24 protein-coding genes and 2 pseudogenes are annotated in these 25,325 nt (G+C 64.0%); 15 read left to right on the forward strand and 11 right to left on the reverse strand.

Features of this window, described 5'->3' with window-relative positions; genetic code table 11:
- Nucleotides 1-11: 11 nt before the first annotated feature.
- Nucleotides 12-191 (reverse strand): hypothetical protein, encoded by a 180-nt coding sequence (locus ACVWYI_RS34260; protein ID WP_247339425.1) that lies wholly within the window; start codon nt 189-191, stop codon nt 12-14.
- Nucleotides 192-590: 399 nt separating this feature from the next.
- Between ACVWYI_RS34260 and ACVWYI_RS34265 the strand changes: the two genes are divergently transcribed.
- The gene (locus ACVWYI_RS34265) at nt 591-1,397 is read left to right on the forward strand and encodes a transglutaminase-like domain-containing protein (protein WP_247339321.1); all 807 of its coding nucleotides are present in this window, start codon (nt 591-593) and stop codon (nt 1,395-1,397) included.
- 54 nt (nt 1,398-1,451) lie between these two features.
- On the opposite strand, the pseudogene ACVWYI_RS34270 reads toward ACVWYI_RS34265, so the two are convergent.
- From ACVWYI_RS34270 to ACVWYI_RS34290, 5 genes and pseudogenes are all read right to left on the reverse strand, one after another.
- A pseudogene (locus tag ACVWYI_RS34270) lies at nt 1,452-1,661 on the reverse strand (hypothetical protein); the annotation flags it as partial.
- A 127-nt stretch (nt 1,662-1,788) separates the two neighbouring features.
- Nucleotides 1,789-3,399: an acyl-CoA synthetase gene (locus ACVWYI_RS34275; protein ID WP_354052512.1), complete on the reverse strand. Its 1,611-nt coding sequence runs from the start codon at nt 3,397-3,399 to the stop codon at nt 1,789-1,791.
- Between the two features lie 10 nt (nt 3,400-3,409).
- Entirely contained in the window at nt 3,410-4,549 is a 1,140-nt protein-coding gene (locus ACVWYI_RS34280; RefSeq protein WP_247447607.1) for an epoxide hydrolase family protein, read from the reverse strand.
- 63 nt (nt 4,550-4,612) lie between these two features.
- A complete protein-coding gene (locus tag ACVWYI_RS34285) occupies nt 4,613-5,068 on the reverse strand; it encodes a GatB/YqeY domain-containing protein (protein WP_354052510.1) in 456 nt (151 codons plus the stop codon).
- Between the two features lie 33 nt (nt 5,069-5,101).
- Nucleotides 5,102-5,830 carry an alpha/beta fold hydrolase gene (locus ACVWYI_RS34290; protein WP_354052508.1) on the reverse strand — a complete coding sequence of 243 codons (729 nt, stop codon included), beginning with the start codon at nt 5,828-5,830 and terminating at the stop codon, nt 5,102-5,104.
- Between the two features lie 146 nt (nt 5,831-5,976).
- Between ACVWYI_RS34290 and carA the strand changes: the two genes are divergently transcribed.
- Entirely contained in the window at nt 5,977-7,167 is a 1,191-nt protein-coding gene (gene carA, locus ACVWYI_RS34295; RefSeq protein WP_354052506.1) for a glutamine-hydrolyzing carbamoyl-phosphate synthase small subunit, read from the forward strand.
- Nucleotides 7,168-7,415: 248 nt separating this feature from the next.
- Nucleotides 7,416-7,937 carry a cupin domain-containing protein gene (locus ACVWYI_RS34300; protein ID WP_456664289.1) on the forward strand — a complete coding sequence of 174 codons (522 nt, stop codon included), beginning with the start codon at nt 7,416-7,418 and terminating at the stop codon, nt 7,935-7,937.
- A 123-nt stretch (nt 7,938-8,060) separates the two neighbouring features.
- Here the strand turns inward: ACVWYI_RS34300 and ACVWYI_RS34305 are convergent, their stop codons facing one another.
- Entirely contained in the window at nt 8,061-8,585 is a 525-nt protein-coding gene (locus ACVWYI_RS34305; protein WP_247339310.1) for a Dps family protein, read from the reverse strand.
- A gap of 113 nt (nt 8,586-8,698) precedes the next feature.
- On the opposite strand from ACVWYI_RS34305, the gene ACVWYI_RS34310 reads away from it, so the two are divergent.
- Nucleotides 8,699-9,400 (forward strand): class I SAM-dependent methyltransferase, encoded by a 702-nt coding sequence (locus ACVWYI_RS34310; protein WP_456664290.1) that lies wholly within the window; start codon nt 8,699-8,701, stop codon nt 9,398-9,400.
- A gap of 239 nt (nt 9,401-9,639) precedes the next feature.
- Here ACVWYI_RS34310 and ACVWYI_RS34315 read toward each other — a convergent pair whose 3' ends face one another.
- A complete protein-coding gene (locus tag ACVWYI_RS34315) occupies nt 9,640-10,011 on the reverse strand; it encodes an ArsR/SmtB family transcription factor (protein WP_456664291.1) in 372 nt (123 codons plus the stop codon).
- A gap of 111 nt (nt 10,012-10,122) precedes the next feature.
- On the opposite strand from ACVWYI_RS34315, the gene ACVWYI_RS34320 reads away from it, so the two are divergent.
- The 3 genes from ACVWYI_RS34320 (at nt 10,123) to greA (ending at nt 15,574) form a co-directional block, all read left to right on the forward strand.
- Nucleotides 10,123-11,292: an MFS transporter gene (locus ACVWYI_RS34320; RefSeq protein WP_456664292.1), complete on the forward strand. Its 1,170-nt coding sequence runs from the start codon at nt 10,123-10,125 to the stop codon at nt 11,290-11,292.
- Nucleotides 11,293-11,435: 143 nt separating this feature from the next.
- Nucleotides 11,436-14,900: a carbamoyl-phosphate synthase large subunit gene (gene carB, locus ACVWYI_RS34325; protein ID WP_456664293.1), complete on the forward strand. Its 3,465-nt coding sequence runs from the start codon at nt 11,436-11,438 to the stop codon at nt 14,898-14,900.
- 200 nt (nt 14,901-15,100) lie between these two features.
- Complete coding sequence (gene greA / locus ACVWYI_RS34330; protein WP_247339301.1) at nt 15,101-15,574, forward strand: transcription elongation factor GreA; 474 nt, start codon at nt 15,101-15,103, stop codon at nt 15,572-15,574.
- A gap of 167 nt (nt 15,575-15,741) precedes the next feature.
- Here the strand turns inward: greA and ACVWYI_RS34335 are convergent, their stop codons facing one another.
- The gene (locus tag ACVWYI_RS34335) at nt 15,742-16,221 is read right to left on the reverse strand and encodes an Lrp/AsnC family transcriptional regulator (RefSeq protein ID WP_247339296.1); all 480 of its coding nucleotides are present in this window, start codon (nt 16,219-16,221) and stop codon (nt 15,742-15,744) included.
- 265 nt (nt 16,222-16,486) lie between these two features.
- Here ACVWYI_RS34335 and trxB point away from each other — a divergent pair.
- From trxB to ACVWYI_RS34360, 5 genes and pseudogenes are all read left to right on the forward strand, one after another.
- Nucleotides 16,487-17,453: pseudogene (gene trxB, locus ACVWYI_RS34340) on the forward strand (thioredoxin-disulfide reductase).
- A 5-nt stretch (nt 17,454-17,458) separates the two neighbouring features.
- On the forward strand, nt 17,459-18,382 hold the full coding sequence (locus tag ACVWYI_RS34345) for a LysR family transcriptional regulator (protein WP_247320655.1): 924 nt from the start codon (nt 17,459-17,461) through the stop codon (nt 18,380-18,382).
- A gap of 461 nt (nt 18,383-18,843) precedes the next feature.
- Nucleotides 18,844-19,752, forward strand: coding sequence for a 4-hydroxy-tetrahydrodipicolinate synthase family protein (locus tag ACVWYI_RS34350; protein ID WP_456664294.1), 909 nt, complete (start codon nt 18,844-18,846; stop codon nt 19,750-19,752).
- Between the two features lie 175 nt (nt 19,753-19,927).
- Entirely contained in the window at nt 19,928-20,074 is a 147-nt protein-coding gene (locus tag ACVWYI_RS34355) for a hypothetical protein (RefSeq protein WP_456664295.1), read from the forward strand.
- 98 nt (nt 20,075-20,172) lie between these two features.
- A complete protein-coding gene (locus ACVWYI_RS34360) occupies nt 20,173-20,352 on the forward strand; it encodes a hypothetical protein (RefSeq protein ID WP_027565323.1) in 180 nt (59 codons plus the stop codon).
- A 77-nt stretch (nt 20,353-20,429) separates the two neighbouring features.
- On the opposite strand, the gene ACVWYI_RS34365 is transcribed toward ACVWYI_RS34360, so the two are convergent.
- Both ACVWYI_RS34365 and ACVWYI_RS34370 read right to left on the reverse strand, forming a co-directional pair.
- Complete coding sequence (locus ACVWYI_RS34365; protein WP_007596685.1) at nt 20,430-21,107, reverse strand: ParA family protein; 678 nt, start codon at nt 21,105-21,107, stop codon at nt 20,430-20,432.
- A gap of 457 nt (nt 21,108-21,564) precedes the next feature.
- The gene (locus tag ACVWYI_RS34370; RefSeq protein ID WP_247339290.1) at nt 21,565-21,939 is read right to left on the reverse strand and encodes a hypothetical protein; all 375 of its coding nucleotides are present in this window, start codon (nt 21,937-21,939) and stop codon (nt 21,565-21,567) included.
- Between the two features lie 304 nt (nt 21,940-22,243).
- Here ACVWYI_RS34370 and ACVWYI_RS34375 point away from each other — a divergent pair, with 304 nt between their 5' ends.
- From ACVWYI_RS34375 to ACVWYI_RS34385, 3 genes are read left to right on the forward strand one after another with little or no spacing between them, the layout of a single operon-like run.
- Nucleotides 22,244-23,410, forward strand: a complete 1,167-nt coding sequence (locus ACVWYI_RS34375) for a CaiB/BaiF CoA transferase family protein (RefSeq protein ID WP_247339289.1) — start codon at nt 22,244-22,246, stop codon at nt 23,408-23,410.
- Nucleotides 23,411-23,412: 2 nt separating this feature from the next.
- Nucleotides 23,413-24,336, forward strand: coding sequence for an HpcH/HpaI aldolase/citrate lyase family protein (locus ACVWYI_RS34380; protein ID WP_247339287.1), 924 nt, complete (start codon nt 23,413-23,415; stop codon nt 24,334-24,336).
- 6 nt (nt 24,337-24,342) lie between these two features.
- Nucleotides 24,343-25,281 (forward strand): AEC family transporter, encoded by a 939-nt coding sequence (locus ACVWYI_RS34385; RefSeq protein ID WP_456664296.1) that lies wholly within the window; start codon nt 24,343-24,345, stop codon nt 25,279-25,281.
- Nucleotides 25,282-25,325: the final 44 nt, after the last annotated feature.

Below are 25,325 nucleotides of genomic sequence, written 5' to 3' on the forward strand. Positions count from 1 at the left end.
GCTCTGCGCCCTCATCGCTTCTTCTTCACCGCCGGCGGATTGATCTCGTCGATCTTGCGATTGCAATCCGCTTCCGAGTCGTGCGGTCCCGAGACAAAGGTCCCGCTGACCTTGATCGCGTACCAGCCCGACTCTACGCCGAGCCGAAGCGCTTCTTCTGTCTTGACGTGCCGTGGGGAGAACGTTTGCATCAGGGGTGCTTTCGGTTGGCGTTCGATCTCATGATCGAATCGCGGTGGAACCTTCAGGCGTCCGCGGCATGAGCCTGCCGCGTCCAGCTCACCCGCTGGAATGGGCAGTATGCGCAACGACCGCTGTTATGACGTCGGCGACGAGTCGACTTTACCGGTGCGAGGGAGTGAGGCGCTTCACGTCGCGCGCGAATAGTCGTGGCGCTGCGTATGCGCAGAGAAGACAGGCCTTTCCGACATTCCCGCACCGTGCGCGCAATCGCTGCAATTAGCTATCGCTTTCTCGCCCGCGCCGCGCTTTTGGAGCGCCAAAGGCCGCTTTCGATCGAATAAGCCGTCGAAAGCCTTGTGCGCGACCGCTCCGTAGCCATGTTGGGAGCTTAGCCAAGGGAAAAACGTATGAAGCTCCGCGTCGGGTTTGAGATGCTGTACGAATTCCCGCAGCCCACGCCTATGCTCATAGTGTTGGGCACGCACTTCACGCGCGCCTCCGATGTCATCGTGCCCGACCTGCTGACCACCAGACCCTCGGTGGCGATCAGTCCCTATCGTGACCTCTTCGGCAATTGGTGCAGCCGCATCGTGGCGCCGGCCGGCGCCTTTCGCCTTGCCGGCGACGGCGTCGTGAGCGACAGCGGTCTGCCCGACCCGGTGTTTCCGAACGCGTCTCAGCACGCCGTCGAAGCGCTGCCGGCCGACACGCTGGTCTATCTGCTCGGCAGCCGCTACTGCGAGACCGATCGCCTGTCGGATATCGCATGGAAATTGTTCGAGCACACGCCGCCTGGCTGGGCGCGGGTCCAGGCCATCTGCGATTTCGTTCACCGTCACATCGCTTTCGGCTATGAACACGCGCGCCCAACCAAGTCGGCGCGGGAAGCCTACGACGAAGGCAAGGGTGTGTGCCGCGACTATGCGCATCTTGCCATCACGTTCTGCCGCTGCATGAACATCCCGGCGCGCTACTGCACCGGCTATCTCAGCGACATCGGCACGCCGAAGCCCTGGGCCGTGGGAGATTTCGCCGGCTGGTTCGAGGCTTATCTCGGTGGAAGCTGGCACATGTTCGATCCGCGCAACAATACGCCGCGGATCGGCCGCGTGCTGATCGCACAAGGACGCGACGCCGCGGACGTCCCGATCACCCAGACATTCGGTCCGAATACCCTGCTCAATTTCAAGGTATGGACCGACGAGGTTGCCTGATGACCGGCAGCAGCGCCGCCCTCAGCGCCGATGAATTTGCATCATTGGCCGAGATTAACTCGAACCGACCTCATCCGGCGCTCGCCGCCTAGCAACGGGCGAATAGCTCGCTGCCATTGCGTCCGGCTCCTGTTCCGCCACTGGCACCACGATCCGCCGATAAAGATGCCAGTTCGCGTGCCCGAGCACGGGCAGCGTCGCCACCGGGCCCAAGAAATACGGCAGCGCCGAGACGATCAGCAGCATCACGATGACGGCGGCCCAAAATCCGGTCAAGGCGCCCGACGGAGTCGGCAACGCCCTCATCCTGACCAAGCCGTTCCGGGGACGAGACCTCGCAGCGATGCTGCGGTCAGCGCTGTCGGCGCCGTCGCGATGAGATGACGACGTGCTACCCGAGCGCCCGCAGTTCGCGCCGCAGCACCTTTCCGGTCGCCGTCATCGGCAGTGTCTCCGCGAACTCCACGAAGCGCGGGTATTCGTGGGCGGCGAGCTGCACCTTGACGAACTCCTGGATCTCGCGCGCGAGCGCATCGCCGGCGGCAAAGCCCGGGCGCAGCACGATCCAGGCCTTGATCGATTCGGTGCGGATCGGATCGGGAATGCCGACCACCGCTGCCATCGCCACCGCCCGGTGCTTCATCAGCGTGTGCTCGATCTCGGACGGGCCGACACGATAGCCGGCGGTCGTGATGACGTCGTCCTCGCGGCTGACGTACCAGAAGTAACCGTCCTCGTCCTGGATGCCGAGATCGCCGGTGAGCAGGAACTCGCCGGCATATTTCTTCGCCGTCGCGTCCGGATTGCGCCAGTACTCGATCATCGTGCACGGGCACGGCTGGCGCACGCCGATGATGCCGCGCTGTCCCCTCGGCTGCTCCTCGCCTGTGTCGTTGACGATGCGAACATCGAAACCCGGCGTCGCCTTGCCCATCGAACCGGGGCGGATCGGAAACAGATTCGCGTTGCTGCCGATCACGAGATTGCATTCTGTCTGGCCAAACACCTCATGCGCGTCGATGCCAAAAGTCTCGCGCACCCAGCCGAGCAGCTCGCCGCCGAGGGATTCACCGCCGGTGAAGATGCTGCGCAGCTTGACACCGGAATGCGTCACGCCGGCCTGCCGCATCAGTTTTAGCGCAGTCGGCGGCAGGAAGACGTTGCGGACACCGAGATCGGCCATCATCTGCATCGCCGCCTGCGGCTCGAATTTTCGCGCGCGGTGACCGACCAGGGGAATGCCGTGATACCAGAACGCGAACAGGCCGTTCACGAGTCCACCGATCCAGGCCCAGTCCGCCGGCGTCCACATGAGATCGCCGGCGCGCGGCAGGAAGTTGTGGCACATCTCGACATTGGGGAGATGGCCGAGCACCACGCGATGCGCATGCAGCGCGCCCTTCGGATTGCCTGTCGTGCCCGAGGTATAGATGATCAGCGCGGGATCATCCGCAGACGTGTCCACCAGTGCGAAGTCAGGCGATGCGGCCTTGATCGAATCCCAGAACGATTTCGTGCCCGCGGCTGCGCGCTCGCCGACGACATAGACGTTCTTCAGGTCCGGCAGCCGGTCGCGAATCTTCGAAAGCTTCTCCCAGCCGCCCTCGTCCGTGACGATCGCCTTGGCCTGTGAATTCGAAAGCCGGAACTCCAGCGCGTCCTCGCCGAACAGTGCGAACAGCGGGATCGAGATCATCGCCGAACGGAATGCCGCCATGTGCGCGATCGGCAGCTCCAGCGATTGCGACAGGAACACCGCGACGCGGTCGCCGCGGGCAAGACCATCCGCCTTGAGAACGTTGGCGAAGCGACGCGACATCTCCGCGACCTCGTCGAAGGACGTGCGCGTGGTGACGCCGTTCTCGTCGACATAGACCAGCGCGAGGCGGCCGGTGCCGTCGGCGTGGCGATCGCAGCAGGCCTCCGCCATGTTGAAGCGCGCCGGGACGTCCCAGCGGAAGTTGCGATAGAGCTCGTCGTAGGTTGCGGCTTCAGTGAGCATGAACTTGATCCTACCTCACGGTCGCGAAGAACTTGCGGACCTCGCCGACGTACAGCTCCGGCTGCTCGAACGCGGCGAAATGGCCGCCCTTCTCCATCTCGCTCCAGTGCGTGATGTTGTGGAAGTTCGGCTCCATCCAGCGCCGCACCGGCGTGATGATCTCCCTGGGGAAGACAGCGACACCGGTCGGCACCTTGACGACCGGCGTGGTGCGGCGCTTGCCAAAACTTTCCCAATAGAGCCGCGCCGATGAGGTCGCCGTCTCCGTCGCCCAATAGAGCATGACGTTGTCGAGCAGCTCGTCGCGGGTGAAGATGTTTTCGGGATGGCCGTTGCAATCGGTCCAGGCCCAGAATTTTTCCAGAATCCAGCCCGCCTGCCCGCTCGGCGAATCCGTCAAGCCGTAGCCGAGGGTCTGCGGCCGCGTCGATTGCTGCTTCGAATAGCCGGAGTCGAGATCGACGTAATGCTTGAGGCCGGCGAGCGCCCGCTTCTCCTCCGGTGTCGGCTCGCCATCGACCTTCGGCGCTGCGTTGAAGGCGAGCGTGATGTGAATGCCGGCGCAATGGTCGCCGTCCTGCATGCCAAGCGAGGTCGTCACCGCCGAGCCCCAGTCGCCGCCTTGCGCGCCATAGCGCGCGTAACCGAGCCGGTCCATCAGCTTGGCCCAGGTCGCGGCGATGCGATCAACGCCCCAGCCGGTGGCCTTCGGCTTCGCGGAGAAGCCAAAACCCGGGAGCGACGGACAGATAACATGGAAGGCATCGGCGGGATTGCCGCCATGCGCGGCGGGATCGACCAGCGGCGCGATCACCTTCTGGAATTCGACGATCGAGCCGGGCCAGCCATGGGTGATGATCAGCGGCAGCGCCGCCGGCTCCTTCGAGCGCACATGCAGGAAATGGATGTCGAGCCCGTCGATCTCGGTGGTGAACTGCTCGAAGCGATTAAGTTTCGCTTCGCGCGCCCGCCAGTCGTAGTCGTTGGCCCAATAGGTGCAGATCTCCCGGATCCATTTCAGCGGCGCGCCCTGGCTCCAGTCGTCGACCAGCTCCGCCTCCGGCCAGCGCGTGCGCGCGAGGCGCGACTTGAGGTCGGTGAGGATGTCGTCGCCGATGGCGATGCGAAAGGGTTTTATGGCGCCGGTCATCGGTTGCCTCCCGAGTTTCTTTCGTCATTCCGGGCGCGCGAAGCGCGATCCCGGAATGACGGCTCAGCCCGTCAGCGCCGCCTTCACCATGCCGCTGGCCTTGCCGAAATCCATCTGGCCGGCGTACTTCGTCTTCAACACGGCGATCACCTTGCCCATGTCCTTCATGCCGGCCGCGCCGGTATCGGCGATCGCGTCCGAGATCGCTTTCTTCACGTCGTCGTCCGACATCTGCTTCGGCAGATAGGCCGAGATCACCGCGATCTCCTCGCGCTCCTGCGCGGCGAGCTCGGCACGGCCGCCCTTCTCGTAGAGCTCGACCGATTCCTGGCGCTGCTTGATCATCTTCTGAAAAACCCCGAGCAGGTCGGCATCCGACAGCGGCGGCTTGCCGTTGCCGCGCGCCTCGATGTCGGCGTTCTTGATGGTCGAGTTGACCATGCGCAGCGTGGACAGCTTGCGCTCTTCCTTGGCCTTCATGGCCTCCTTGACCGCATTGTTGATGTCGTCGCGCAGCATGATCGTGCTCCCCTAGAATATCCGACGCCTGATCTAGGCCGTTCGCAGCCCTGAGACAACCGGGGTTCCCAGCCATTCGACCAGCGCTCGCACCGTTGCCCCAGGCTGCTCCGGCTGCGGCAGATGTCCGCAATTCTCCAAAACGACGAGCTTCGCGCCGGCAATGCCCTCCGCCATCTCTTTCGAGAACGCGTTGGGGATGGTGTTGTCCTGATCGCCCGTTAGCACCAGCGTCGGGCATTTGATCGTGGCAAGCGTCGGCCGTGAATCCACCCGCGCGATGATCGCGGTCTGCTGCCGCAGATAACCTTCGACGCCGACGTCCTCGCCCTGCTCATGCACGAGCTGGCGAATGGCGGCATCGTCGCGGCGCGAGGGATGCACCAGTTCGGGAAACATCTCCTCGCGAGCCGCACACAGCTCGCCGCGCTTGGCACGCTGCATAAGGCCGCGGCGGCGCGTGGTCGCCTCCTCCGTGTCGGGCCGGGCCTGCGTGTTGATCAGCGCGAGCCTGGCCACCCGCTCGGGCGCCTGGCGCATGATATCGAGCGCGACGTAGCCGCCCATCGAATGGCCGGCGAGCGCGAAGCGCGGCGGCGCCTCGCTCAGCACCCGACGGGCGATCGCGGCCATGCTGTCGTCACGGATATGGTTGGCGACCATCACCGGGCCGAACCGCCAGAGCGAGGGGATCACCGGGGCATAGATCCGGGCCGAGGACGCCAATCCCGGAACCAGCACAATCGGGGTCGTCTGGTCCATTATTGCCTCTCAAGCCCCGGAATTTGCCGGAAATTATGCCACCGAGCTTAAGGGCCCGAGGAGAGCTGTCAAATATGCAAAAACGCATGTGAATCCGCGCTTCTCCGCTTTGACGGCAGCGCCCGCGGGGACTATGAACCGGGCTTATGACACAATCCGAAAACGATACCGCCTGGCCGGACCACAAACCGACCGCGCTGTTGGTGCTTGCCGACGGCACGGTGCTCGAAGGCTTTGGTCTCGGGGCCGAAGGCCAAGCCGTCGGCGAGGTCTGCTTCAACACCGCGATGACCGGCTACGAGGAGATTCTCACCGATCCCTCCTATGCCGGCCAGCTCATCACCTTCACCTTCCCGCATATCGGCAACGTCGGCACCAACGACGACGACATCGAGACGGTGAACATGGCCGCGACGCCCGGCGCGCGCGGCGTGATCCTGCGCACCGCGATCACCGATCCCTCGAACTATCGTGCCACCAAGCATCTCGATCAGTGGCTGAAGGCACGCGGCATCATCGGCCTCTCCGGCATCGACACCCGTGCACTGACCGCGCTGATCCGCAGCAAGGGCATGCCCAACGCCGTGATCGCGCACGCCAGGGACGGCGAGTTCGATCTGCACGGCCTGAAGGAAGAAGCGCGCGAATGGCCGGGCCTCGAAGGCATGGACCTCGTGCCGATGGTCACCTCCGGCCAGCGCTTCACCTGGGACGAGACGCCGTGGCTGTGGGAGAAGGGCTTTGGCCGCCAGGACCAGCCTGAGTTCAACGTCGTCGCCATCGACTACGGCATCAAGCGCAACATTTTGCGCCTGCTCGCCGGCGTCGGCTGCAAGGTGACGGTGGTGCCGGCAACGACCTCGTCCGAAGATATTCTTGCGATGAAGCCGGACGGCGTGTTCCTGTCGAACGGTCCGGGCGATCCGGCCGCGACCGGCAAATATGCCGTGCCTGTGATCCAGGACGTGATCAAGTCGGGCACGCCGACGTTCGGAATTTGTCTCGGTCACCAGATGCTCGGCCTCGCGGTCGGCGCCAAGACGAGGAAGATGCATCAGGGCCATCACGGCGCCAATCACCCCGTGAAGGACGAGACCACCGGCAAGGTCGAGATCACCTCGATGAACCACGGCTTTGCCGTGGACGAGAGCACCCTGCCGACGGGCGCGACCCAGACTCACATCTCGCTGTTCGACGGCTCCAATTGCGGTATCCAGCTCGACGGCAAACCGGTGTTCTCGGTGCAATACCACCCCGAGGCCTCACCGGGTCCGCGCGATTCGCACTATCTGTTCCAGCGTTTTGCGGACCTGATGCGGCAGAACAAGAGCGCGTAAGGACCACCGCTCCCGTGCCCCGGGCGCAGTGCCATAGCGCGTCGAGACGCGCGTGAACGCGCCTTAGGCGCCGCTCTTAGCGGCGTGATGCGCTGCTGAACCGGGGCCCCTGCCCGCGGCACTCTGGGTCCCGGCTCTGCGCAGCAACGCAAGAGCGCTGCAGCGCGTCCGGGACACGAGACCTCCAGAGGAACGCCTCCTCCTGCTTTAATGTTGTCTCGACACCTTCGTGCAGCAGGAGCCCCGCCATGCCCGCCGTCCGCGACAATGCCGAGCCGCTCGCCATCGTGTTCGAGGACGACGGGCTCGTGCCGAACAACATCCTCCCGTTCCTGGTCTACCAGGGCGCGGTGAAGCTCGATTCCAGACAGCCGGAAGAGACGATCGAAAATATGTTCGAAGCGAACGGCTGGGGCGGGACGTGGCGCAATGGGGTCTTCGACTATCTGCACTATCACGCGACGGTGCATGAGGTGCTCGGCGTTGCGCGCGGGAGCGCGCGGGTCCGCTTCGGTGGCGACCACGGTCAGGAGCTGGAGATCAAGGCCGGGGACGTCGCGATTCTCCCTGCCGGCACCGGGCATCAATGCATCAAGGCGAGCGAGGATTTCTGCGTGATCGGCGCCTATCCGCCGGGTGCGAAGATGGAGATCACCCGGGCAACGCCGGAGAATCACGCGAAAGCGCTGAAGACGATTCCAAACGTCGCGCTGCCGCCGGCCGATCCGGTGACGGGCAAGAATGGCGCGTTGATGCGGTTGTGGCGGTAGTCGCAACGACGGTGCCGCAGGGTGGGCAAAACCAAGCGTGCCCACCAAACGACTTGAACTGCAGATAGATGGTGGGCACGGCGCGCGAAGAGCGCGCCTTTGCCCACCCTGCCACAGCGTGCCCTACGCCTCGTTGGCGCCTTCCTGACGTGTGGCTTCGAACAGGAACCAGGTGCGGCGCTCGGTCTCGTCGATGAAGTTCTCGAGGATGCTGGCGCTGGCGACGTCGCCGGCCTCGTCGCACACCTCGTGCGCTTTTCGCATCGCGCTCGCGACGTGCTTATTGTCCTGCATCAATTCACGCAACATCTCGCGCGGCGGGACGTAGTCCTCGTTGTTGTCCTTGATGGTCTGGAGTTTCGCGACCTGGCCGATCGACTTCAGCGTGGTGCCGCCGATCTTGCGGACCCGTTCGGCGAGCTGGTCGGTGGTGGCGAAGATCTGGTCGGACTGTTCGTCGAGCAGCAAATGATAGTCGCGGAAATGCCGGCCGCTGATGTGCCAGTGGAAGTTCTTGGTCTTCAGATACAGAGCGAACGCATCGGCCAGAAGCACGTTGAGCGCCTCCGAAACCTTCTTGACCGCCTGAGGCGACAGATCGGTGGGGGTATCGAGGTCGGGCGAGACCTTGGTAGGGGCTTTGCTCACGGGAAACCTTCCTGTTAGGACGCGGACATTGACGGCGCGCCGTCGCACCCCTAACGCAGGCGGGCAGCGCCGGTTCCTTTGGCGGAACCGTTTGGCCGGGGCCCTCAGATACCATGGACGATTGGATCGATTATTACGACTCGACGCATACGATCTATGTCAGCAAGTTGCATCGCGACTTGCACTTCCAGATCATCGCACGGGACATCATCGGCTATATCTCCTCACCCGAGGCGACCGTGCTCGACTATGCCTGCGGCGAGGCGCTGTCCGCGAGCCAAGTGGCGGCGGCCTGCGGCAAGTTGATCCTCGCCGAGCCTGCGCCCGGCGTTCGCGGCCGGTTGATCGCGCGATTTGCCCCGAACACGAAGATCCGCGTCCGCTCGCTCGACGATGTCCGCAGCATGCAGGAGCAGTCGATCGATCTCGCCGTGATGAACTCGGTCGCGCAATACATGACGCCGGACGAGCTCGATGCCGCGCTCCTCAACTTCCGACGTATTTTGAAGCCCTCCGGCAAGCTGGTGCTCGGCGACATCCTCCAGCCCGACGTCGGCATGTTCAGGGACGTCACAGCGCTGCTCAGCTTCGGCCTGCGTCACGGCTTTTTGAAAGATGCGCTGATCGGGCTGATCAGCACCGCGCTGTCAGATTACCGTCATCTGCGTACGCGCATTGGGCTGCAGCGCTATAGCGAGGACGAGATCACCGCCAGGCTCAAGGCCGCCGGCTTCGCGGTCCAGCGCGCTGACGGCAATATCGGCCACAATCGCTGGCGGATGACCTTCATCGCGCGGCCGCCTTTGGTGCGTTAAGCATAACGATTGCCTGGGGTGGCTTGTCGCACCCCGATCGGCAATGATCGCCACGGCCCGGTGGCGGAAGCGTCTACGCGAGAGCAGTGCATCGCTCTTCATCCTGGTTCAAATCCAGGCCGGGTCTCCAGCCTTCGCTGGCTTCGGCAGCTTCGGCCAGGCGAGCCCTTTCGTAGCGAAGGCTGCCTCGACGAAGCCCGAAGGGCGAAGTCGGGCGTTGGCGTGCAATCGTCTCGGCTTCAACCCGCAGCAGTCACTGCGCACTCCGACAGCAGCTGAAGCCGGTCGGCATCCTTCGCTGCCGATTTCACTACCGCATCGAGCAGTCCGGGGAAACGGGCATCCAGATCCTCGCGGCGCAGCCGCATGAAGCGGTTGGTGCCCGCCACGCGCGTCTGCATCAGACCGGATTCCCGCAGCTTCGCGAAATGATAGGCGAGATTCGACTTGCCGCTGAGCGCATTGAAGTCGCCGCAACACAATTCGCTACTGACACCTTGCTGCTGGGCGAGCTGGTAGACGATCGCCAACCGGATCGGATCGCTCAGGCAATCCAGAACCATCGGCAGCTCGATCTGCTCGCGGGTGGGGTGGGGAGGCGTGCGGCTCATGGTCTGACGATCATAGCGAAATGGCCTCGATGTTCAATAGTTCTTGAACCAATTGACTCATGCACCGGTCCAATTGATAGTTCAATAAACATTGAACATGGGGATTTTCCGATGAGCGTATTCTGGTTGGCCCTGGCGGCCTTTGCGATCGGCACGGAAGGCTTTGTCATTGCAGGACTTTTGCCGGCGATCGCAACCGACCTGTCAATTTCCGTCTCCGCCGCCGGCCAATTGGTCACCGCCTACGCCCTCACCTATGCCGTGGGCTCGCCAATCCTGGCGGTGACGCTGAACAATATCGACCGCCGCACCGTGCTGGCCCTGGCGCTATCGACCTTCATCGCCGGAAACCTCGCGGCGATGGTGGCGTCCAATTACGGCCTGCTGCTGGCGTCGCGCATGCTGATGGCGCTGGGCTCCGGGCTGTGCATGCCGACCGCGCTGGCCGTATCCGTGGCCGTCGCCTCGCCGGAGCGGCGCGGCCGCGCGGTAGCGCTGGTCACGTCGGGACTCACGGTTGCGACCGTCATCGGCGTTCCCCTCGGCAATCTCGCCGGCAGCCTCTTCGGATGGCGTGCGACCTTTGCCATGGTCGCCCTGATCGGCGCCGTCGCGCTCGCCGGCCTCCTGCTCGGCCTGCCCCGCGGCCTGCCGCGCAACACGGCCTCGCTCGGCGAGCGGCTGGCGGTGGCGCGTCACAGCAATGTCCTGATCGCGCTCGTGATCACGATTTTGTGGGCGCTCGGCGGCTTCACAATGTTCACCTATTTCGCGGTCCCGCTGCGCGCGCTGGGCTTCGATGCCTCGCGCATCAGCCTCGCGCTCCTGGTGTTCGGCGCCGCCGCGGCGATCGGGAATATGCTCGGCGGCCTGTTGGCCGACCGGCTGGGCACCATCGTCACCGCGGCGCTCGGCCTGACCGGCATGGCCAGCGCGCTTTTCCTGCATTCGCTGGTGCTGAAATTCCTCCCCGGCCAGGCGCATTACGCGATCCTGGGCCCGATCTTCCTCCAGGGCCTTTCGGGCTGGGCGTTCTATCCGGCCCAGGTCGCCAGCATCATCCGGATCGACCCCAAGGCCTCGATGATTGCGCTCTCCCTCAACGCCTCGGCCATGTATCTCGGCTTCGCGATCGGCGGAGCCTTCGGAGGCGCCGTGCTTGCTTCATGGAGCCCGGCTGATCTCGGCTGGGTCGGCGGATTGAGCGTTTCGGCTGCCCTTCTGGTGCACCTCGCCCGTAGCTGGCAGGCCCGGCCAAAACCGGTCAAAATTGCCGGTTGATGGGCGTTTTTCGGGGTTTCGCCGCCCCGAAAACTGGTCTAAGACCCACCCGCGCGCAGGGGAGACCACCGCGCTCTCGGCCAAAGGGACGCGCAGCAAGCGCGCCCTTTTTTTGTGCCCAAATTCCACTTCGGCGAGAGTTGATGCCCAAACGTACAGACATCACCACCATCCTGATCATCGGCGCCGGTCCCATCGTGATCGGACAGGCCTGCGAGTTCGACTATTCGGGCACGCAGGCGGTGAAGACGCTGAAGGAAGAGGGCTACCGCATCGTCCTCGTCAATTCCAACCCGGCCACCATCATGACCGATCCGGAATTGGCCGATGCGACCTATATCGAGCCGATCACGCCGGAGATCGTCGCAAAGATCATCGAGAAGGAACGTCACGCCATCCCCGGCGGCTTCGCGCTGCTGCCGACCATGGGCGGACAGACCGCGCTGAACTGCGCGCTGTCGCTGCGCCGGCAGGGCACGCTCGAAAAGTTCGACGTCGAGATGATCGGCGCCACTGCGGACGCGATCGACAAGGCCGAGGACCGCCAGCTGTTCCGGGAGGCCATGACCAAGATCGGGCTTGAGACGCCGAAGTCGCGGCTCGCCAACGCCTCCGCCCTGAAGAAGTCCTTCCGCGACAAGTACCAAGCCGAACGCGCAAAGGCCTCGGGCGCGGCGCTCGCAGAGCTCGAGCAGCAGTGGATCCTCGGCGAAAGCGACCGCCGCAAGCGCTATCAGGAACATGCGCTCGGCCAGGCGCTGATGGCGCTGTCCGAGATCGGCCTGCCCGCGATCATCCGCCCCTCCTTTACCATGGGCGGCACCGGCGGCGGCATTGCCTACAACAAGGAAGAGTTCCTCGACATCATCGAGCGCGGCCTGGATGCGTCTCCCACCAACGAAGTGCTGATCGAAGAATCCGTGCTCGGCTGGAAAGAGTACGAGATGGAGGTGGTGCGCGACAAGAAAGACAATTGCATCATCGTCTGCTCGATCGAGAACCTCGATCCGATGGGCGTGCACACCGGCGATTCCATCACGGTGGCGCCGGCGCTGACGCTGACCGACAAGGAATACCAGATCATGCGCGACGCCTCGCTGGCGGTGCTGCGCGAGATCGGCGTCGAGACCGGCGGCTCCAACGTGCAGTTCGGCGTCAATCCCGAAGACGGCCGCATGGTCGTCATCGAGATGAACCCGCGCGTGTCGCGTTCCTCCGCTCTGGCTTCGAAAGCCACCGGCTTTCCGATCGCAAAGATCGCCGCCAAGCTTGCGGTCGGCTACACGCTCGACGAAATCGCCAACGACATCACCGGCGGCGCTACGCCGGCCTCGTTCGAGCCGACGATCGACTATGTCGTCACCAAGGTGCCGCGTTTCGCCTTCGAGAAATTCCCCGGCGCCTCCACCACGCTGACGACGTCGATGAAGTCGGTCGGCGAAGTCATGGCGATCGGCCGCACCTTCCAGGAAAGCCTTCAGAAGGCCTTGCGCGGGCTCGAGACCGGTCTCACCGGCCTCGACGAGATCGAGATCGAAGGTCTCGGCCGCGACGACGACAAGAACGCGATCCGCGCCGCGCTCGGCACGCCGACACCGAACCGGCTACTCCAGGTCGCCCAGGCGATGCGGCTCGGCTGGTCGGACGAGGAGATCTTCAATTCCTGCAAGATCGATCCGTGGTTCCTCAGCGAGATGCGCGGCATCGTCGACATGGAAGCGAAGGTCCGCAAGAGCGGCCTGCCGGGCAACGCGTTCGGCATGCGCACGCTCAAGGCCATGGGCTTCTCCGATGCCCGGCTTGCGATGATCGCGGAGACGACCGAGGCGGAGGTGACGGCGAAGCGCCACGCGCTCGGCGTCCGCCCGGTCTACAAGCGCATCGACACCTGCGCGGCCGAGTTCGCTTCGCCCACCGCCTACATGTACTCGACCTATGAGGCGCCGTTCGCGGGTGCGCCTGCGGACGAGAGCGCGCCGTCCGACAAGAAGAAGGTCATCATCCTCGGCGGCGGGCCGAACCGCATCGGCCAGGGCATCGAGTTCGACTATTGCTGCTGCCATGCCTGCTTCGCGCTGCATGACGCCGGCTACGAATCCATCATGGTCAATTGCAACCCGGAGACGGTGTCGACCGACTACGACACCGCCGACCGGCTCTATTTCGAGTCGCTCACCGCCGAGGACGTGCTGGAGATCATCGCGAAGGAGCGCACCAACGGCACGCTGCATGGCGTGATCGTGCAGTTCGGCGGCCAGACCCCGCTCAAGCTAGCGCGCGCGCTGGAAGCCGCCGAAGTGCCGATCCTCGGCACCTCGCCCGACGCTATCGACCTGGCTGAGGACCGCGACCGCTTCAAGCGGGTGCTCGACAAGCTGCGGCTGAAGCAGCCGAAGAACGGCATCGCCTATTCGGTCGAGCAGGCGAGGCTCGTCTGCACCGATCTCGGACTGCCGCTGGTGGTGCGCCCGTCCTACGTGCTCGGCGGCCGCGCGATGCAGATCATCCGCGAGGAGAACCAGCTCAACGATTACCTGCTCGGCACGCTGCCGGAGCTGGTGCCGTCCGACGTCAAGGCGCGCTACCCGAACGACAAGACGGGGCAGATCAACACTGTGCTCGGCAAGAACCCGCTGCTGTTTGACCGCTATCTCTCCGACGCAACCGAGATCGATGTCGATTGCCTCTGCGACGGCAAGGACACCTTCATCGTCGGCATCATGGAGCACATCGAGGAAGCCGGCATCCATTCCGGCGACAGCGCCTGCTCGCTGCCGCCGCATTCGCTCGATGCCAAGATGATCGAGGAACTGGAGCGGCAGACCCGCGAACTCGCGCTGGGCCTCGACGTCGTCGGTCTGATGAACGTGCAATACGCCATCAAGGACGGCGATATCTACGTGCTCGAAGTCAATCCGCGCGCCTCGCGCACGGTGCCCTTCGTCGCCAAGGTGGTCGGCACGCCGGTCGCGAAGATCGCGGCGCGCGTCATGGCCGGCGAAAAGCTCGCTGACTTCAAGTTGAAGAAGGCGGACTTCAAGCATGTCGGCGTCAAGGAATCGGTATTTCCGTTCGCCCGCTTCCCCGGTGTCGACACCGTGTTGGGTCCGGAGATGCGCTCGACCGGCGAGGTCATGGGTATCGACCGCTCCTTCGCGGTGGCGTTCGCCAAGAGTCAGCTCGGCGGCGGCACGCGGGTGCCGCGCAAGGGCACGGTGTTCGTCTCGGTTCGCGAGAGCGACAAGACGCGCATCGCCGAGGCCGTTCGCGAGCTGCATTCGCTCGGCTTCAAGGTGCTGGCGACATCGGGCACGGCGCGCTTCCTGACCGACCAGGGCATCCCGACCGAGAGGGTGAACAAAGTGCTGGAGGGCCGGCCGCACATCGTCGACGCCATCACCAATGGCGACGTCCAGCTCGTCTTCAACACCACCGAAGGCCCGCAGGCGCTCGCCGACAGCCGTTCTCTGCGGCGCGCGGCCCTCTTGCATAAAGTGCCGTATTACACCACTCTTTCCGGGGCCGTGGCGGCCGCGCAGGGCATCCACGCCTATCTGGGCGGGGACCTTGAGGTTCGGACCCTGCAGAGCTACTTTTCGGAAACCTGATCGCGAGCGGAAGGCCCACTTTCCGCTAAGTGACTGGCGATGAAGCCACAATGACCGGAGGAACTGTCCGGCCATTTGGTTGTTCAGTTCCGGCGCCAAGCCCATATGAACGTCCGGCGTCGAGCCCGGATAGACTGACGAATCAAGTTGCGTGCGCGCTGACATTTCGGGGCGCGCGCGACCGAAGGACGAGAGAAGAGATGGAAAAGGTACCGATGACAGCGAGCGGCTTTGCCGCGCTCGGGGAAGAATTGAAGAAGCGCCAGTCGGAGGACCGTCCGCGCATCATCGAGCATATCGCGGAGGCGCGCTCGCACGGCGACCTTTCGGAGAACGCGGAATATCACGCCGCGAAGGAAGAGCAGTCCCACAATGAAGGCCGCATCGCCGAGCTCGAGGACAAGCTCGCGCGCGCCGACATCATCGACATTTCCAAGCTGTCCGGCGACACCATCAAGTTCGGCGCCACCGTGACGCTGGTCGATGAGGACACTGAGAAAAAGAACGTGTGGCAGCTCGTCGGCGAGGTCGAGGCCGACGCCAAGAAGGGCCGCATCTCGATCACCTCACCGCTCGCACGCGCGCTGATCGGCAAGAAGAAGGGCGCCACCGTCGAGGTCAACGCACCCGGCGGCTCCAAGGCGTATGAGATCACCAAGGTGGAGTGGCGGTAGCGATTTGCCGTTGCGCGTGATTTGAAAAAGGCCGCGCACTGCGCGGCCTTTTTTGTTTCTGCATGTTGCTGGGAATGTGATGGGCTCGCGCCCTCACTCTCGTGTCCCGGACGCGCTGCAGCGTTCTTGCGCTGCTGCGCTGCGTCCGGGGCACGAGATCGTGCGAGCTACCTTCTTCCCCTCACGTCGAGCGGCACGGCCGCCTCGTATTTCGAGTTATGCAGCACGAGCGAGGTCCGCACGTTGCGGACGTGCGGGGCGGCGGTCAAATGGGTGACGAAATCCTGGAAGGTGGCCATGTCGGGTGCGACGCATTTCAGGATGAAATCGACTTCGCCCGACAGCATCCAGCACTCGCGCACCAGCGGCTCGGCACGGACGAACTCCTCGAAGGCGCGCAAATCAGCCTCGGCCTGGCTGGAGAGGTGCACTGCAGCAAACACCGTGACGTCGAAGCCGAGCTTTCGTGCGTCCAGGAGCCCGCGATAGCCGTGGATATACCCCTCCTCCTCCAAGGCCCGGACGCGGCGCAGGCAGGGCGGTGGCGAGATGCCGACGCGCCTGGCCAGCTCGACATTCGTGATTCGACCGTCGGCCTGAATCTCGGTGAGAATTTTCAGGTCGATCTCGTCTAGGTTCCGCGACACGTGATTGGAACTCCTGGCCTTTGCGGCGCTATTGGTGCGTTTATCGCAATCCTCATAGCGCAGACGGCCCGACCAGCGTAATTTTATTGCGCGTGCAGCGCAATCGACTTTTGTTCCTTGTTGGAAAAATCCGCCGACAGGGAATGCAATTCTTGCATAGCTCACCAGAAGGCTTAGATTAGCTCTGATATTTCAGCGCCTCCGCGAGGCCTCCCGGCACGTTCCGCGCCCGCGCTGCAATCCCCCGTGAAAGGCATCTGTCGAAATGTCCGCCGCTGTCCATGCAAAGGTCGTCATCATCGGCTCCGGCCCCGCCGGCTACACGGCGGCGATCTACGCCGCGCGCGCAATGCTCGAGCCGATTCTGATCCAGGGCATCCAGCCGGGCGGCCAGCTCACCATCACGACCGATGTCGAGAACTATCCGGGCTTCGCCGACGTGATCCAGGGCCCCTGGCTGATGGAGCAGATGGAGAAGCAGGCGCTGCATGTGGGCACCCAGATCAAAACCGATCTGGTGATCAAGCTCGACACCACGCAGCGGCCGTTCCGCCTCACCTGCGATAGCGGCGACGTCTATCTCGCCGAGACCGTGATCCTCGCCACCGGCGCCCAGGCGCGCTGGCTCGGCATCTCCTCCGAAGAAAACTTCAAGGGCTTTGGCGTCTCGGCCTGCGCCACCTGCGACGGCTTCTTCTACCGCGGCAAGGAAGTGGTCGTGGTCGGCGGCGGCAACACCGCCGTCGAGGAGGCGCTGTTCCTGACCAATTTCGCCTCGCAGGTGACTGTGGTTCACCGCCGCGACCATTTCCGCGCCGAGCGCATCCTGCAGGACCGCCTGTTCAAGCATCCCAAGATCAAGGTGGTCTGGGACAACGCCATCGACGAGATCTGCGGCGAAGGCAATCCGGGCAAGGTCACTCATGTCCGTCTCAAGAACGTCAAGTCCGGCGCGCTCACCGAGCACAAGGCCGACGGTGTCTTCATCGCTATCGGGCATGCGCCGGCGACCGAGCTGGTGAAAGACCAGGTCAAGCTCAAGCCGTCGGGCTATGTCGAGGTCGCCCCGAACTCGACCGCCACCTCGGTGCCCGGCCTGTTCGCCGCCGGCGACGTCGCCGACGAGACTTATCGTCAAGCGGTCACAGCGGCCGGGCCTCGGCTGCATGGCGGCTCTCGAAGCCGAACGTTTCTTGGCCCTGCGCGCCAGCGAGCGCGCGGCAGCGGAATAAAGATCATGGCACGAACACGCGACGGATTCACGGATATGGACTGGGACAAGCTGAAGGTGTTTCACGCGGCGGCGGAAGCGGGAAGCTTCACCCATGCCGGCGAGCAGCTCGGCCTGTCGCAATCGGCGGTGTCACGCCAGGTCTCGGCGCTGGAGCAGGAGCTCTCGGTCTCGCTGTTCCACCGCCACGCCCGCGGCCTGATCCTCACCGAACAGGGCGACCTCCTGTTCCGCACCGCGCATGACGTGTTCATGCAGCTGCAGGCGGCGCGCGCCAAACTGACCGACAGCCGCGAGCGGCCGAGCGGTGATCTCAAGATCACCACCACGCCCGGCGTCGGCATCAACTGGCTGATCCCGCGGCTCGGCGAATTCACCGCGCTCTATCCGGAAATCCGGATCTCGCTGATCGTCACCGACGAAGAGCTCGACCTCTCGATGCGCGAGGCCGACGTCGCGATCCGCACCCGCAAGCCGACGCAGCCGGATCTCATTCAGCGCAAGCTTTTCGCGATGGGCTTCCACGCCTATTGCTCGCCTGATTACATCAAGCGCTTCGGCACGCCGCGCACGCTGGAGGAGCTCGATTCCCACCGCATCATCACGCTCTCCGACGGCACCTTCGCGCCGCATCTTCAGAACCGCAACTGGCTGGTCGAAGCGGGACGCAACGGCTCGGGTCCGCGCGAAGCCTATTTCAGGGTCAACAACATCCTCGGCCTCGTCCGCGCCTGTCAGCAAGGCCTCGGCATCGCGGCGCTGCCGGACTATCTGATCGAAGAACAGAGCCGCCTCGTGCAGCTGTTCGGCGAATCGGATTCGATCCAGCTCGATACGTATTTTGTCTATCCGGAAGAACTGAAGACGGTCGCGCGTGTGCAGGTGTTCCGCGACTTCGTGGTGAGCAAGGCGCAGCGCTGGCCGTCCTAATTTCCGCATGACTGACATGCGGCCTCGGCTGTTGCTGCAGGCCGCTCGTCAAGCTCATACTGTTTGCACGCTGAGCCTTCGCGTTGCGCATTTGTCCCCCTCCTCCAGTGGCGCGGGAGTTCAGTAATCCCTCTTGGAAGGTGATTGTGTCGGCCTCACGTGGCCAATACCTTAAGCCGGGCTCGTTCGAGCCCGGCTTTTTTTTGACCTCTACGGCTTTCGCGTTCCGCGAGTGTTGACAGTTCCATGCGCACCCCGCATCATTTGCAAATGATCACGAAGTCGTGCGCAATTTCGTTCGAGGCAGCCGCCTCGAAAAAAGGCCCCCATCTGGGGACCTCGGATTTTTGCGCGCGCTAAACAAGCTTCGTCATCGCGAGCCAAACCCCGAAAACCCCGCCGCCTGGACGGGGTTTTTTCATGTGCCCTCGTCTCAGGTTTTCCCGAGAAGGAGATGGAACATGACCGGACTACAGGAACATTTGCACGGGCTCTGGCTGCCGCTGGTGACGCCGTTTCGCGACGGCGCTCTCGACGAAAGGTCGCTGCGGCGGCTGACACGGCATTACAGCGAACAGGCCGTTGACGGCTTCATCCTGGGGGCGACCTCCGGCGAAGGCATGACGCTGCGCGACGCCGAGCTCGAACGCCTCGTCGCCATCGTGCGCGACGGGATGACCACCGGCCCCAGCAGGCTTCCGATCTGCCTCGGACTATCAGGCGCTGACACGGCGCGGCTGAAGGACCGCCTCGATGAAACCGCGGACTGGCCGATCGACGGCTATCTGATCGCGAGTCCCTATTATGTGCGACCGTCGCAGCGCGGCGTGCTGGCGCATTTCGAGGCGCTCGCCGATCACGCCGCCTGGCCGCTCGCGCTCTACAACATCCCCTATCGCACCTCGGTCAACATCACCAACCAGACGCTGCTGCGGCTTGCCGAGCATCCGAACATCATCGGCCTGAAGGATTGCGGCGCGAGCCGCGAGCAATCCATCGCGCTGCTGCGCGACCGTCCCAAGAACTTTCGCGTGCTGACCGGCGAGGACGCGAACTATTTCGAGGCACTCAGCGACGGCGCCGACGGCGGCATCGTGCTGTCAGCCCATCTCGAGACCGCGACGTTTGCGGCTGTGTATGCCGAGCTGAAGCGCGGCAACCACGCTGCGGCGCTGGCGCGCTGGCAGGAGGTCGCGGAACTGACGCGCCTGTTGTTCACTGAACCCAGTCCCGCGCCGGCAAAGTACTGGCTGTGGCGCACGGGCCTCATCGACAGCCCCGAAGTGCGTCTGCCGATGGTCGAAGTCGGCAGCGAACTCGCCGCCCAGCTCGACCGCGAGATCGAGCGACGGATGCAAGTCGCGGCGTAGAGCTTCCTCTTTCGATCCACGCACGCTCGCCCTTCTCCCTTGCGGGAGAAGGGAAGACGCACCGTGGTTAACCACGCGCCAACGGCCTTCGCTGCTGCCGCATGGCGCATCCACGGCTCGTTTACGCAAACGCGCCTATCGTTTTCATTCACAGTCTTCAAAAGGGGGAATAACCGTGGGGCAACACATCCGCCCGCCGGCGGCAGATATATTCGCGTCCGCCGATCTGTTGCGCGGAATTCTGGTGGTGTCGTCGTTCGGCTTCTGGGCGGTGATGCTCGGCCTGATGCCGGTGCTGGTGTTTCGGGTCTGGCTCGCCTGACACGGAGCACGTCCGGATGGTTAATCCGTGGGTTAGACTTGTGTTCGAATGCGCGCGAGATTGCGACCCGGAATCTTAAAGCATCCCGCCTATCGTTCATGCCCATAAGCGAAGAAATCGCGGGGGCGTTTGTGAATAGTCATAACGAAGTGGCGTCGCATTACGACGCGGGACAGCAGGGTTTTACCACCGAGGACATTCTCTGGGCCGCCGGCATCTGGTCGGTGATCCTCACCCTGTCGCCGGTGATCGTATTCTACATGCTGATGGTGGCCTAGCTTTCATAGTGATCTCCGGAAACGCCAAAACGCGCGGAGATCCGCGCGTTTTTCGTCCGGGGAATGATTTATGGAAATTACGCCGCCTGCTTGTGCATTGCGCCGGAAGCCGACGCCGTGCCGCGAATAGCCTTCACCGAACGTTCGATCGCCGCCCACAGCCTTGCGATTTCCTGAGCCGCACGGCTCTCGGCCTGATATTCCCGCGCGCCTTCGCCGTGGCTCAGCGCCATCAGCAAATCCGAACGGTTGGTGATCTGGCCGCCCCACACCGGGGCCCGGAATTTTGCCAGCGCCTCGCGGGCGATGGTGACGATCGGGCTTTCGGACTCGTCGCGGCGCGCCGGCGCACCGTTGAGCACGACCGCGTAGGGCTTGCGGGCCGCACGGCACATCTGGATCGTTTCCTGCACCGCGTTGACGTCGAACACGCCGGGACGGGCGGGAATCACGACCATGGTGGCATTGCGGATGGCGTCGTCGACGACGGCCGACAGGTTCGGCGGCGTGTCGATCAACACCCATTCATAACCGTCGCGCTTGGCAGCGGAGACGATGCCGCTGACCGAGTTCACCGCGGACTTGATCGGCGGCTCGTTGGTGCCACGCAGCTTGTGCCACAGCGTGAGCGAGCCTTGCGGATCCGCATCGACGAGCAGGATCGGCTTGGTCGCCTTGATCTGCGCGGCGAGATGCGCGGCCAGGGTACTCTTGCCCGAGCCACCTTTACGCGATGCAAAAACAATAACGTTCATACCTCTGCCTCCAGATTGACCCCAGGCAGCGAAAATGAATCACCGCGGTGATTCGGGAAAGAAAAATTTATCGTAAGTTATGCTGGAGCCATGAAATAACAAAGCACGTTGGCTTTTGAGTCACACTGCTGCGTGCGACGGACAGCGACCAACTGCAGCGGACCGCCCTTCATCCCAGCAATCGTACGTTTTTTGAGCAGGCGGGCGGGAAAATGCGGAATGCAACCTCGCCGCGCAACCATTTCGCGACTCGTTTACATCCCGCGTGGCCGCAAGCGTCCGCAAGCGGAGGCGAACAAAAGGAGTCCGATGGCTGGTGTGGGGCTGATGACCCGGCCATTTTGACTCAAGGCCGTCGAACGAGGGACCGGAAACGCAAATGCCCGGGACTTCAAACGCAGTGAGCGCTTTGCCCGGGCATGATCGCGTTTCAAAAAGGGAACGCGGTGCCGCGCCCTCAGCTTTCGCTGGATTTCTTCTTCTTGGCCACCTTCGGCGCCGGCTTGGTGGTCTTCTTCGCGGCTTTGGGCGCGATGCTGGTCGGCTTGCCGGCGCGGGGCGCGGCCGCCATGCCGGGCTCCCGTCCAGGCCGGAAGAACGCCCGGCACTGCGGCGAGAGCTGCGACTTCTTCTGGATCATGCAGGCGGTGATGGCGTCGACGTTCGGAACGAAGTCGCCGCACAGCCGCATCGCATCCGGCGTGCAGGCCTGCTGCTCCTCCTGGGAGTAGGCAAAGCCTGCACCCGGGTGGATCAGGACGGCCAGGGCGATCCCCGAGATCGCCGCAGCCATGTATTTCATCATGGATGTCTTAAAGCGGAACGCCGGCATTGATCCCCCAAAATGTCGAGTCGGACGGAATAGTGGGTGAATGGGCGTTCGTTGGCAACCGAGCGGAGATGCGAAAGCCGGGACGTGTGCGGTCTCGGCAACAGGATGGCCTCGCGAACAAAAACGCGAAAACAACCCCATGCACAGTAGCCAAGTCACGGCGATTGCTGGCATTTCAAATCTTAGGATTTAGCGAAATGCAGTTTGACTTGTCGGGCAAAACAGGGGCATCATGTCATCATCACAGCATGTGCGTGGGGTGGTCGGCTTGCTCCTGCGCTGGTCGAAAGCGGGAGCGGATTGCATGGAGCGAAATGAGGCGGACCTGCCGCTGTCGGGCGTGACGGTCGTCTCGCTCGAGCAGGCGATTGCGGCTCCTCTGGCCAGCCGGCATCTTGCGGACTGGGGCGCGCGGGTCATCAAGATCGAGCGGCCGGGCGACGGCGATTTCTGCCGCGACTACGATCACGTGATGAACGGGATGTCGAGCCAGTTCGTCTGGACCAACAGGTCGAAGGAGAGCCTCGCCATCGACATCAAAAGTCCGGACGGCCAGAAGGTGCTCGACGCCTTGCTGCCGCAGGCCGACGTCTTCATTCAGAACCTGGCGCCCGGCGCGGCGGAGCGGCTGGGCCTCGATGCCGCATCGCTCGTGCGGAAATTTCCCCGGATCATCGCCTGCGACGTTTCGGGCTATGGTGCGGGCGGACCCTACAGCAACAAGAAGGCTTACGATCTCCTGGTCCAGTGCGAGGCCGGCGTCCTCGCCATCAACGGCACCGAGGCGGAGCCTGCGAAGGTCGGACTTTCGGTGGTCGACATCGCCACCGGCATGTACATCCTCAACGGCGTGCTGATGGCGCTGTATCGCCGCGAGCGGACCGGCAAGGGCACCGCCTTCCAGGCCTCGCTGTTCGATTCCATCACGGACTGGATGAGCTATCCCGCCTTCTACACCCAGAGTGCGGGCCGGCCTCTGCCGCGAACCGGGGCAAAGCATGCAACGATAGCGCCGTATGGCCCTTTCCGCGTCGGAGACGGCAACACGATCTTCTTCGGCATCCAAAACGACCGGGAATGGCGATCGCTGTGCGCCATTGTCCTTGGCGATGCGGCATTTGCCGACCACCCCCGCTTCCGCACCAATCCGCTGCGCATGCAGAACAGGGACGATCTGCAAACACATATCGAGCAGCGTTTTGCAGCGATGACCAGTGAAGAGGTGCTGCGGCTGCTCGACGAGGCCTCGATCGCCAACGCGCACCTGAATTCGGTCGAGGCTTTCCTGGAGCACGAGCAGCTCCGCTCCCGCTCCCGGGTGCAAACGGTTGGCTCACCGTGCGGACCGGTGATGAGCTTCCTGCCGGCTCTCACCATTCCAGGTCTGTCGCCCCGGATGGATCCGGTGCCTGGCCTCGGGCAGCACAACCAATCCATCCTCAGCGAACTCGGTCTCGCAAAGGAGACATGACGATGGCCCCTCAGCGGCCGACGCGGGTCTATCTGGCCGTTCCCGCGCATCGCTCCCGTCTCGTCGCCAAGGCAGCTGCCTCGGCCGCGGATGCGGTGTTCATGGACCTCGAGGACGCCGTGCCGCCGTCCGAGAAGAGTGCGGCGCTGGAGGAAGCTGCGCGGTCGCTGTCCTCCCTGGATTGGGGCAACAAGATCGTCGCTGTCAGGATCAACGCCGTCGACAGCGCCTTCATCGCGCAGGAAATCCGCGAGCTCGCTGCGCTCCCCAGGCTGAATTCGGTGATCGTGCCGAAGGCGGAGCGCGCGAGCGACATCGCCGCCATTGCCGATCAGCTGCGCACGGCAGCGCCCGGTCGCCCTTCGCCTGTGACGCTTGAACTGCTGATCGAGACCGCGCTGGGTGTCGTCAATGTCGACGCGCTCGCCGCTTCGCACCAAAGCGTCGCCGCCCTTCATCTCGGTGTCGGGGATTTCGCCGCCTCGATCGGCGCCCGCTCCTCGGAAATCGGCGCGTCGCCGGACGGCTACCGGCACGTAGGCTCCGCCCAGAGCGGCTATGCCTCCGCCCCGCTCGATCTGTTCGCCTATCCGATGATGCGCCTGCTGGTGGCCTCGCGCGCGTTCGGCCTGCGCGCCATCGACGGTCCGTGCGGCGCGTTCCGGGATGCCAGATTGACTGAAAGCAGCGCGCTCAAGGCCGCGGCGATGGGTTTTGACGGCAAGCAGGTGATCCATCCCGACCAGATCGAACCGACGCTGCGGGCGTTCGTCCCGTCCGACACCGAACTGGCGCACGCGCGGCGGGTCGTCGAGGCCATGGAGCAGGCCGAGGCGCAGGGCCAGGGAGCGGTGACACTCGACGGCAAGATGATCGACTATGCCAATGTGCGGATGGCGCGCAGGATCATCGAGATGGGGTCGTAGCGCCGCATGGCCACGATGTTGATCGTCGCGCCGGTGTTTGCGCTGATCGCGGCCGGCTATGCCGCGGTGCTGTTTCGCTTCGTCTCCGAGACCGCGCACAAGGGCATCTCCGAATTCGCCTTCAGCATCGCCATCCCCGCGCTGCTGTTCCGCACCATCGTGGTGTCGGAATTTTCCGGCGTCAGCCCGTGGCGGATGTGGGGCGCCTATTACGGCGCGCTCGCGCTCACCTGGATCGCGGCGCTGGCGCTCTCGGCGCTGCTGCGGAAGCGGCGCGAGGATCGCGAGGACGGGGTCGTGTTCGCGATCGGCTCGGTCTACGGCAACATCGTGATGCTCGGCATTCCCCTGACGCTCTCAGCGCTGGGTAACGAGGCCGCGGGCCCGATGGCGCTGATCCTGTCGGTGAACACGCCGCTGCTCTGGCTCTGCGGCACGCTGCAGATGGAGCTGGTCGACCGCAAGCAGACCGCCTCGGCCGCGTCGCTGATCGTGCCGGTGCTGCTGGATCTCTCCCGCACCCCGATCATGCTCGCGATCGGCCTCGGCCTGCTCTGGCGCTTGACCGGCCTCGGTCTTCATCCCGTCGTGGACAGGACCGTCGAGCTGCTGGCGCAGGCGGGATCGCCGGCCGCGCTGATCGCGCTCGGCATCAATCTGTTCCGGTTCGAGGTCAAGGGCGAGAAGCTCGGCATTCTCGCCATGAGCGCACTCAAGCTGCTGGCGATGCCGGCCGCCGCGTTCGTATTCGCAAAGCTGCTCGACCTGCCGCCGCTCGCGGCCGGCGTGGTCGTGCTGTTCGCGGCGATGCCGACCGGCGCCAACGCGTATATTTTTGCAGTCCAGTATCAGCGGCTGGTGAACCCGGTGTCGGGCGCGGTGGCGCTGGGGACGCTGCTGGCGGCGGTGACGTTGCCGGTGGTGGTGTGGGTGGTGGCGGGGTGAGGTAGCACTTACGAGGCCCTCCTGGCGACTTCAGCCGGGATACC

Source organism: Bradyrhizobium sp. LB13.1 (assembly GCF_054056815.1).

Coding starts and splice junctions, on each gene's coding strand:
- ACVWYI_RS34260 (WP_247339425.1), bottom strand. CDS start 191: ATGCAAACGTTCTCCCCACGGCACGTCAAGACAGAAGAAGCGCTTCGG.
- ACVWYI_RS34265 (WP_247339321.1), top strand. CDS start 591: ATGAAGCTCCGCGTCGGGTTTGAGATGCTGTACGAATTCCCGCAGCCC.
- ACVWYI_RS34275 (WP_354052512.1), bottom strand. CDS start 3,399: ATGCTCACTGAAGCCGCAACCTACGACGAGCTCTATCGCAACTTCCGC.
- ACVWYI_RS34280 (WP_247447607.1), bottom strand. CDS start 4,549: ATGACCGGCGCCATAAAACCCTTTCGCATCGCCATCGGCGACGACATC.
- ACVWYI_RS34285 (WP_354052510.1), bottom strand. CDS start 5,068: ATGCTGCGCGACGACATCAACAATGCGGTCAAGGAGGCCATGAAGGCC.
- ACVWYI_RS34290 (WP_354052508.1), bottom strand. CDS start 5,830: ATGGACCAGACGACCCCGATTGTGCTGGTTCCGGGATTGGCGTCCTCG.
- carA (WP_354052506.1), top strand. CDS start 5,977: ATGACACAATCCGAAAACGATACCGCCTGGCCGGACCACAAACCGACC.
- ACVWYI_RS34300 (WP_456664289.1), top strand. CDS start 7,416: ATGCCCGCCGTCCGCGACAATGCCGAGCCGCTCGCCATCGTGTTCGAG.
- ACVWYI_RS34310 (WP_456664290.1), top strand. CDS start 8,699: ATGGACGATTGGATCGATTATTACGACTCGACGCATACGATCTATGTC.
- ACVWYI_RS34315 (WP_456664291.1), bottom strand. CDS start 10,011: ATGAGCCGCACGCCTCCCCACCCCACCCGCGAGCAGATCGAGCTGCCG.
- ACVWYI_RS34320 (WP_456664292.1), top strand. CDS start 10,123: ATGAGCGTATTCTGGTTGGCCCTGGCGGCCTTTGCGATCGGCACGGAA.
- carB (WP_456664293.1), top strand. CDS start 11,436: ATGCCCAAACGTACAGACATCACCACCATCCTGATCATCGGCGCCGGT.
- greA (WP_247339301.1), top strand. CDS start 15,101: ATGGAAAAGGTACCGATGACAGCGAGCGGCTTTGCCGCGCTCGGGGAA.
- ACVWYI_RS34345 (WP_247320655.1), top strand. CDS start 17,459: ATGGCACGAACACGCGACGGATTCACGGATATGGACTGGGACAAGCTG.
- ACVWYI_RS34350 (WP_456664294.1), top strand. CDS start 18,844: ATGACCGGACTACAGGAACATTTGCACGGGCTCTGGCTGCCGCTGGTG.
- ACVWYI_RS34360 (WP_027565323.1), top strand. CDS start 20,173: ATGCCCATAAGCGAAGAAATCGCGGGGGCGTTTGTGAATAGTCATAAC.
- ACVWYI_RS34365 (WP_007596685.1), bottom strand. CDS start 21,107: ATGAACGTTATTGTTTTTGCATCGCGTAAAGGTGGCTCGGGCAAGAGT.
- ACVWYI_RS34370 (WP_247339290.1), bottom strand. CDS start 21,939: ATGCCGGCGTTCCGCTTTAAGACATCCATGATGAAATACATGGCTGCG.
- ACVWYI_RS34375 (WP_247339289.1), top strand. CDS start 22,244: ATGGAGCGAAATGAGGCGGACCTGCCGCTGTCGGGCGTGACGGTCGTC.
- ACVWYI_RS34380 (WP_247339287.1), top strand. CDS start 23,413: ATGGCCCCTCAGCGGCCGACGCGGGTCTATCTGGCCGTTCCCGCGCAT.
- ACVWYI_RS34385 (WP_456664296.1), top strand. CDS start 24,343: ATGGCCACGATGTTGATCGTCGCGCCGGTGTTTGCGCTGATCGCGGCC.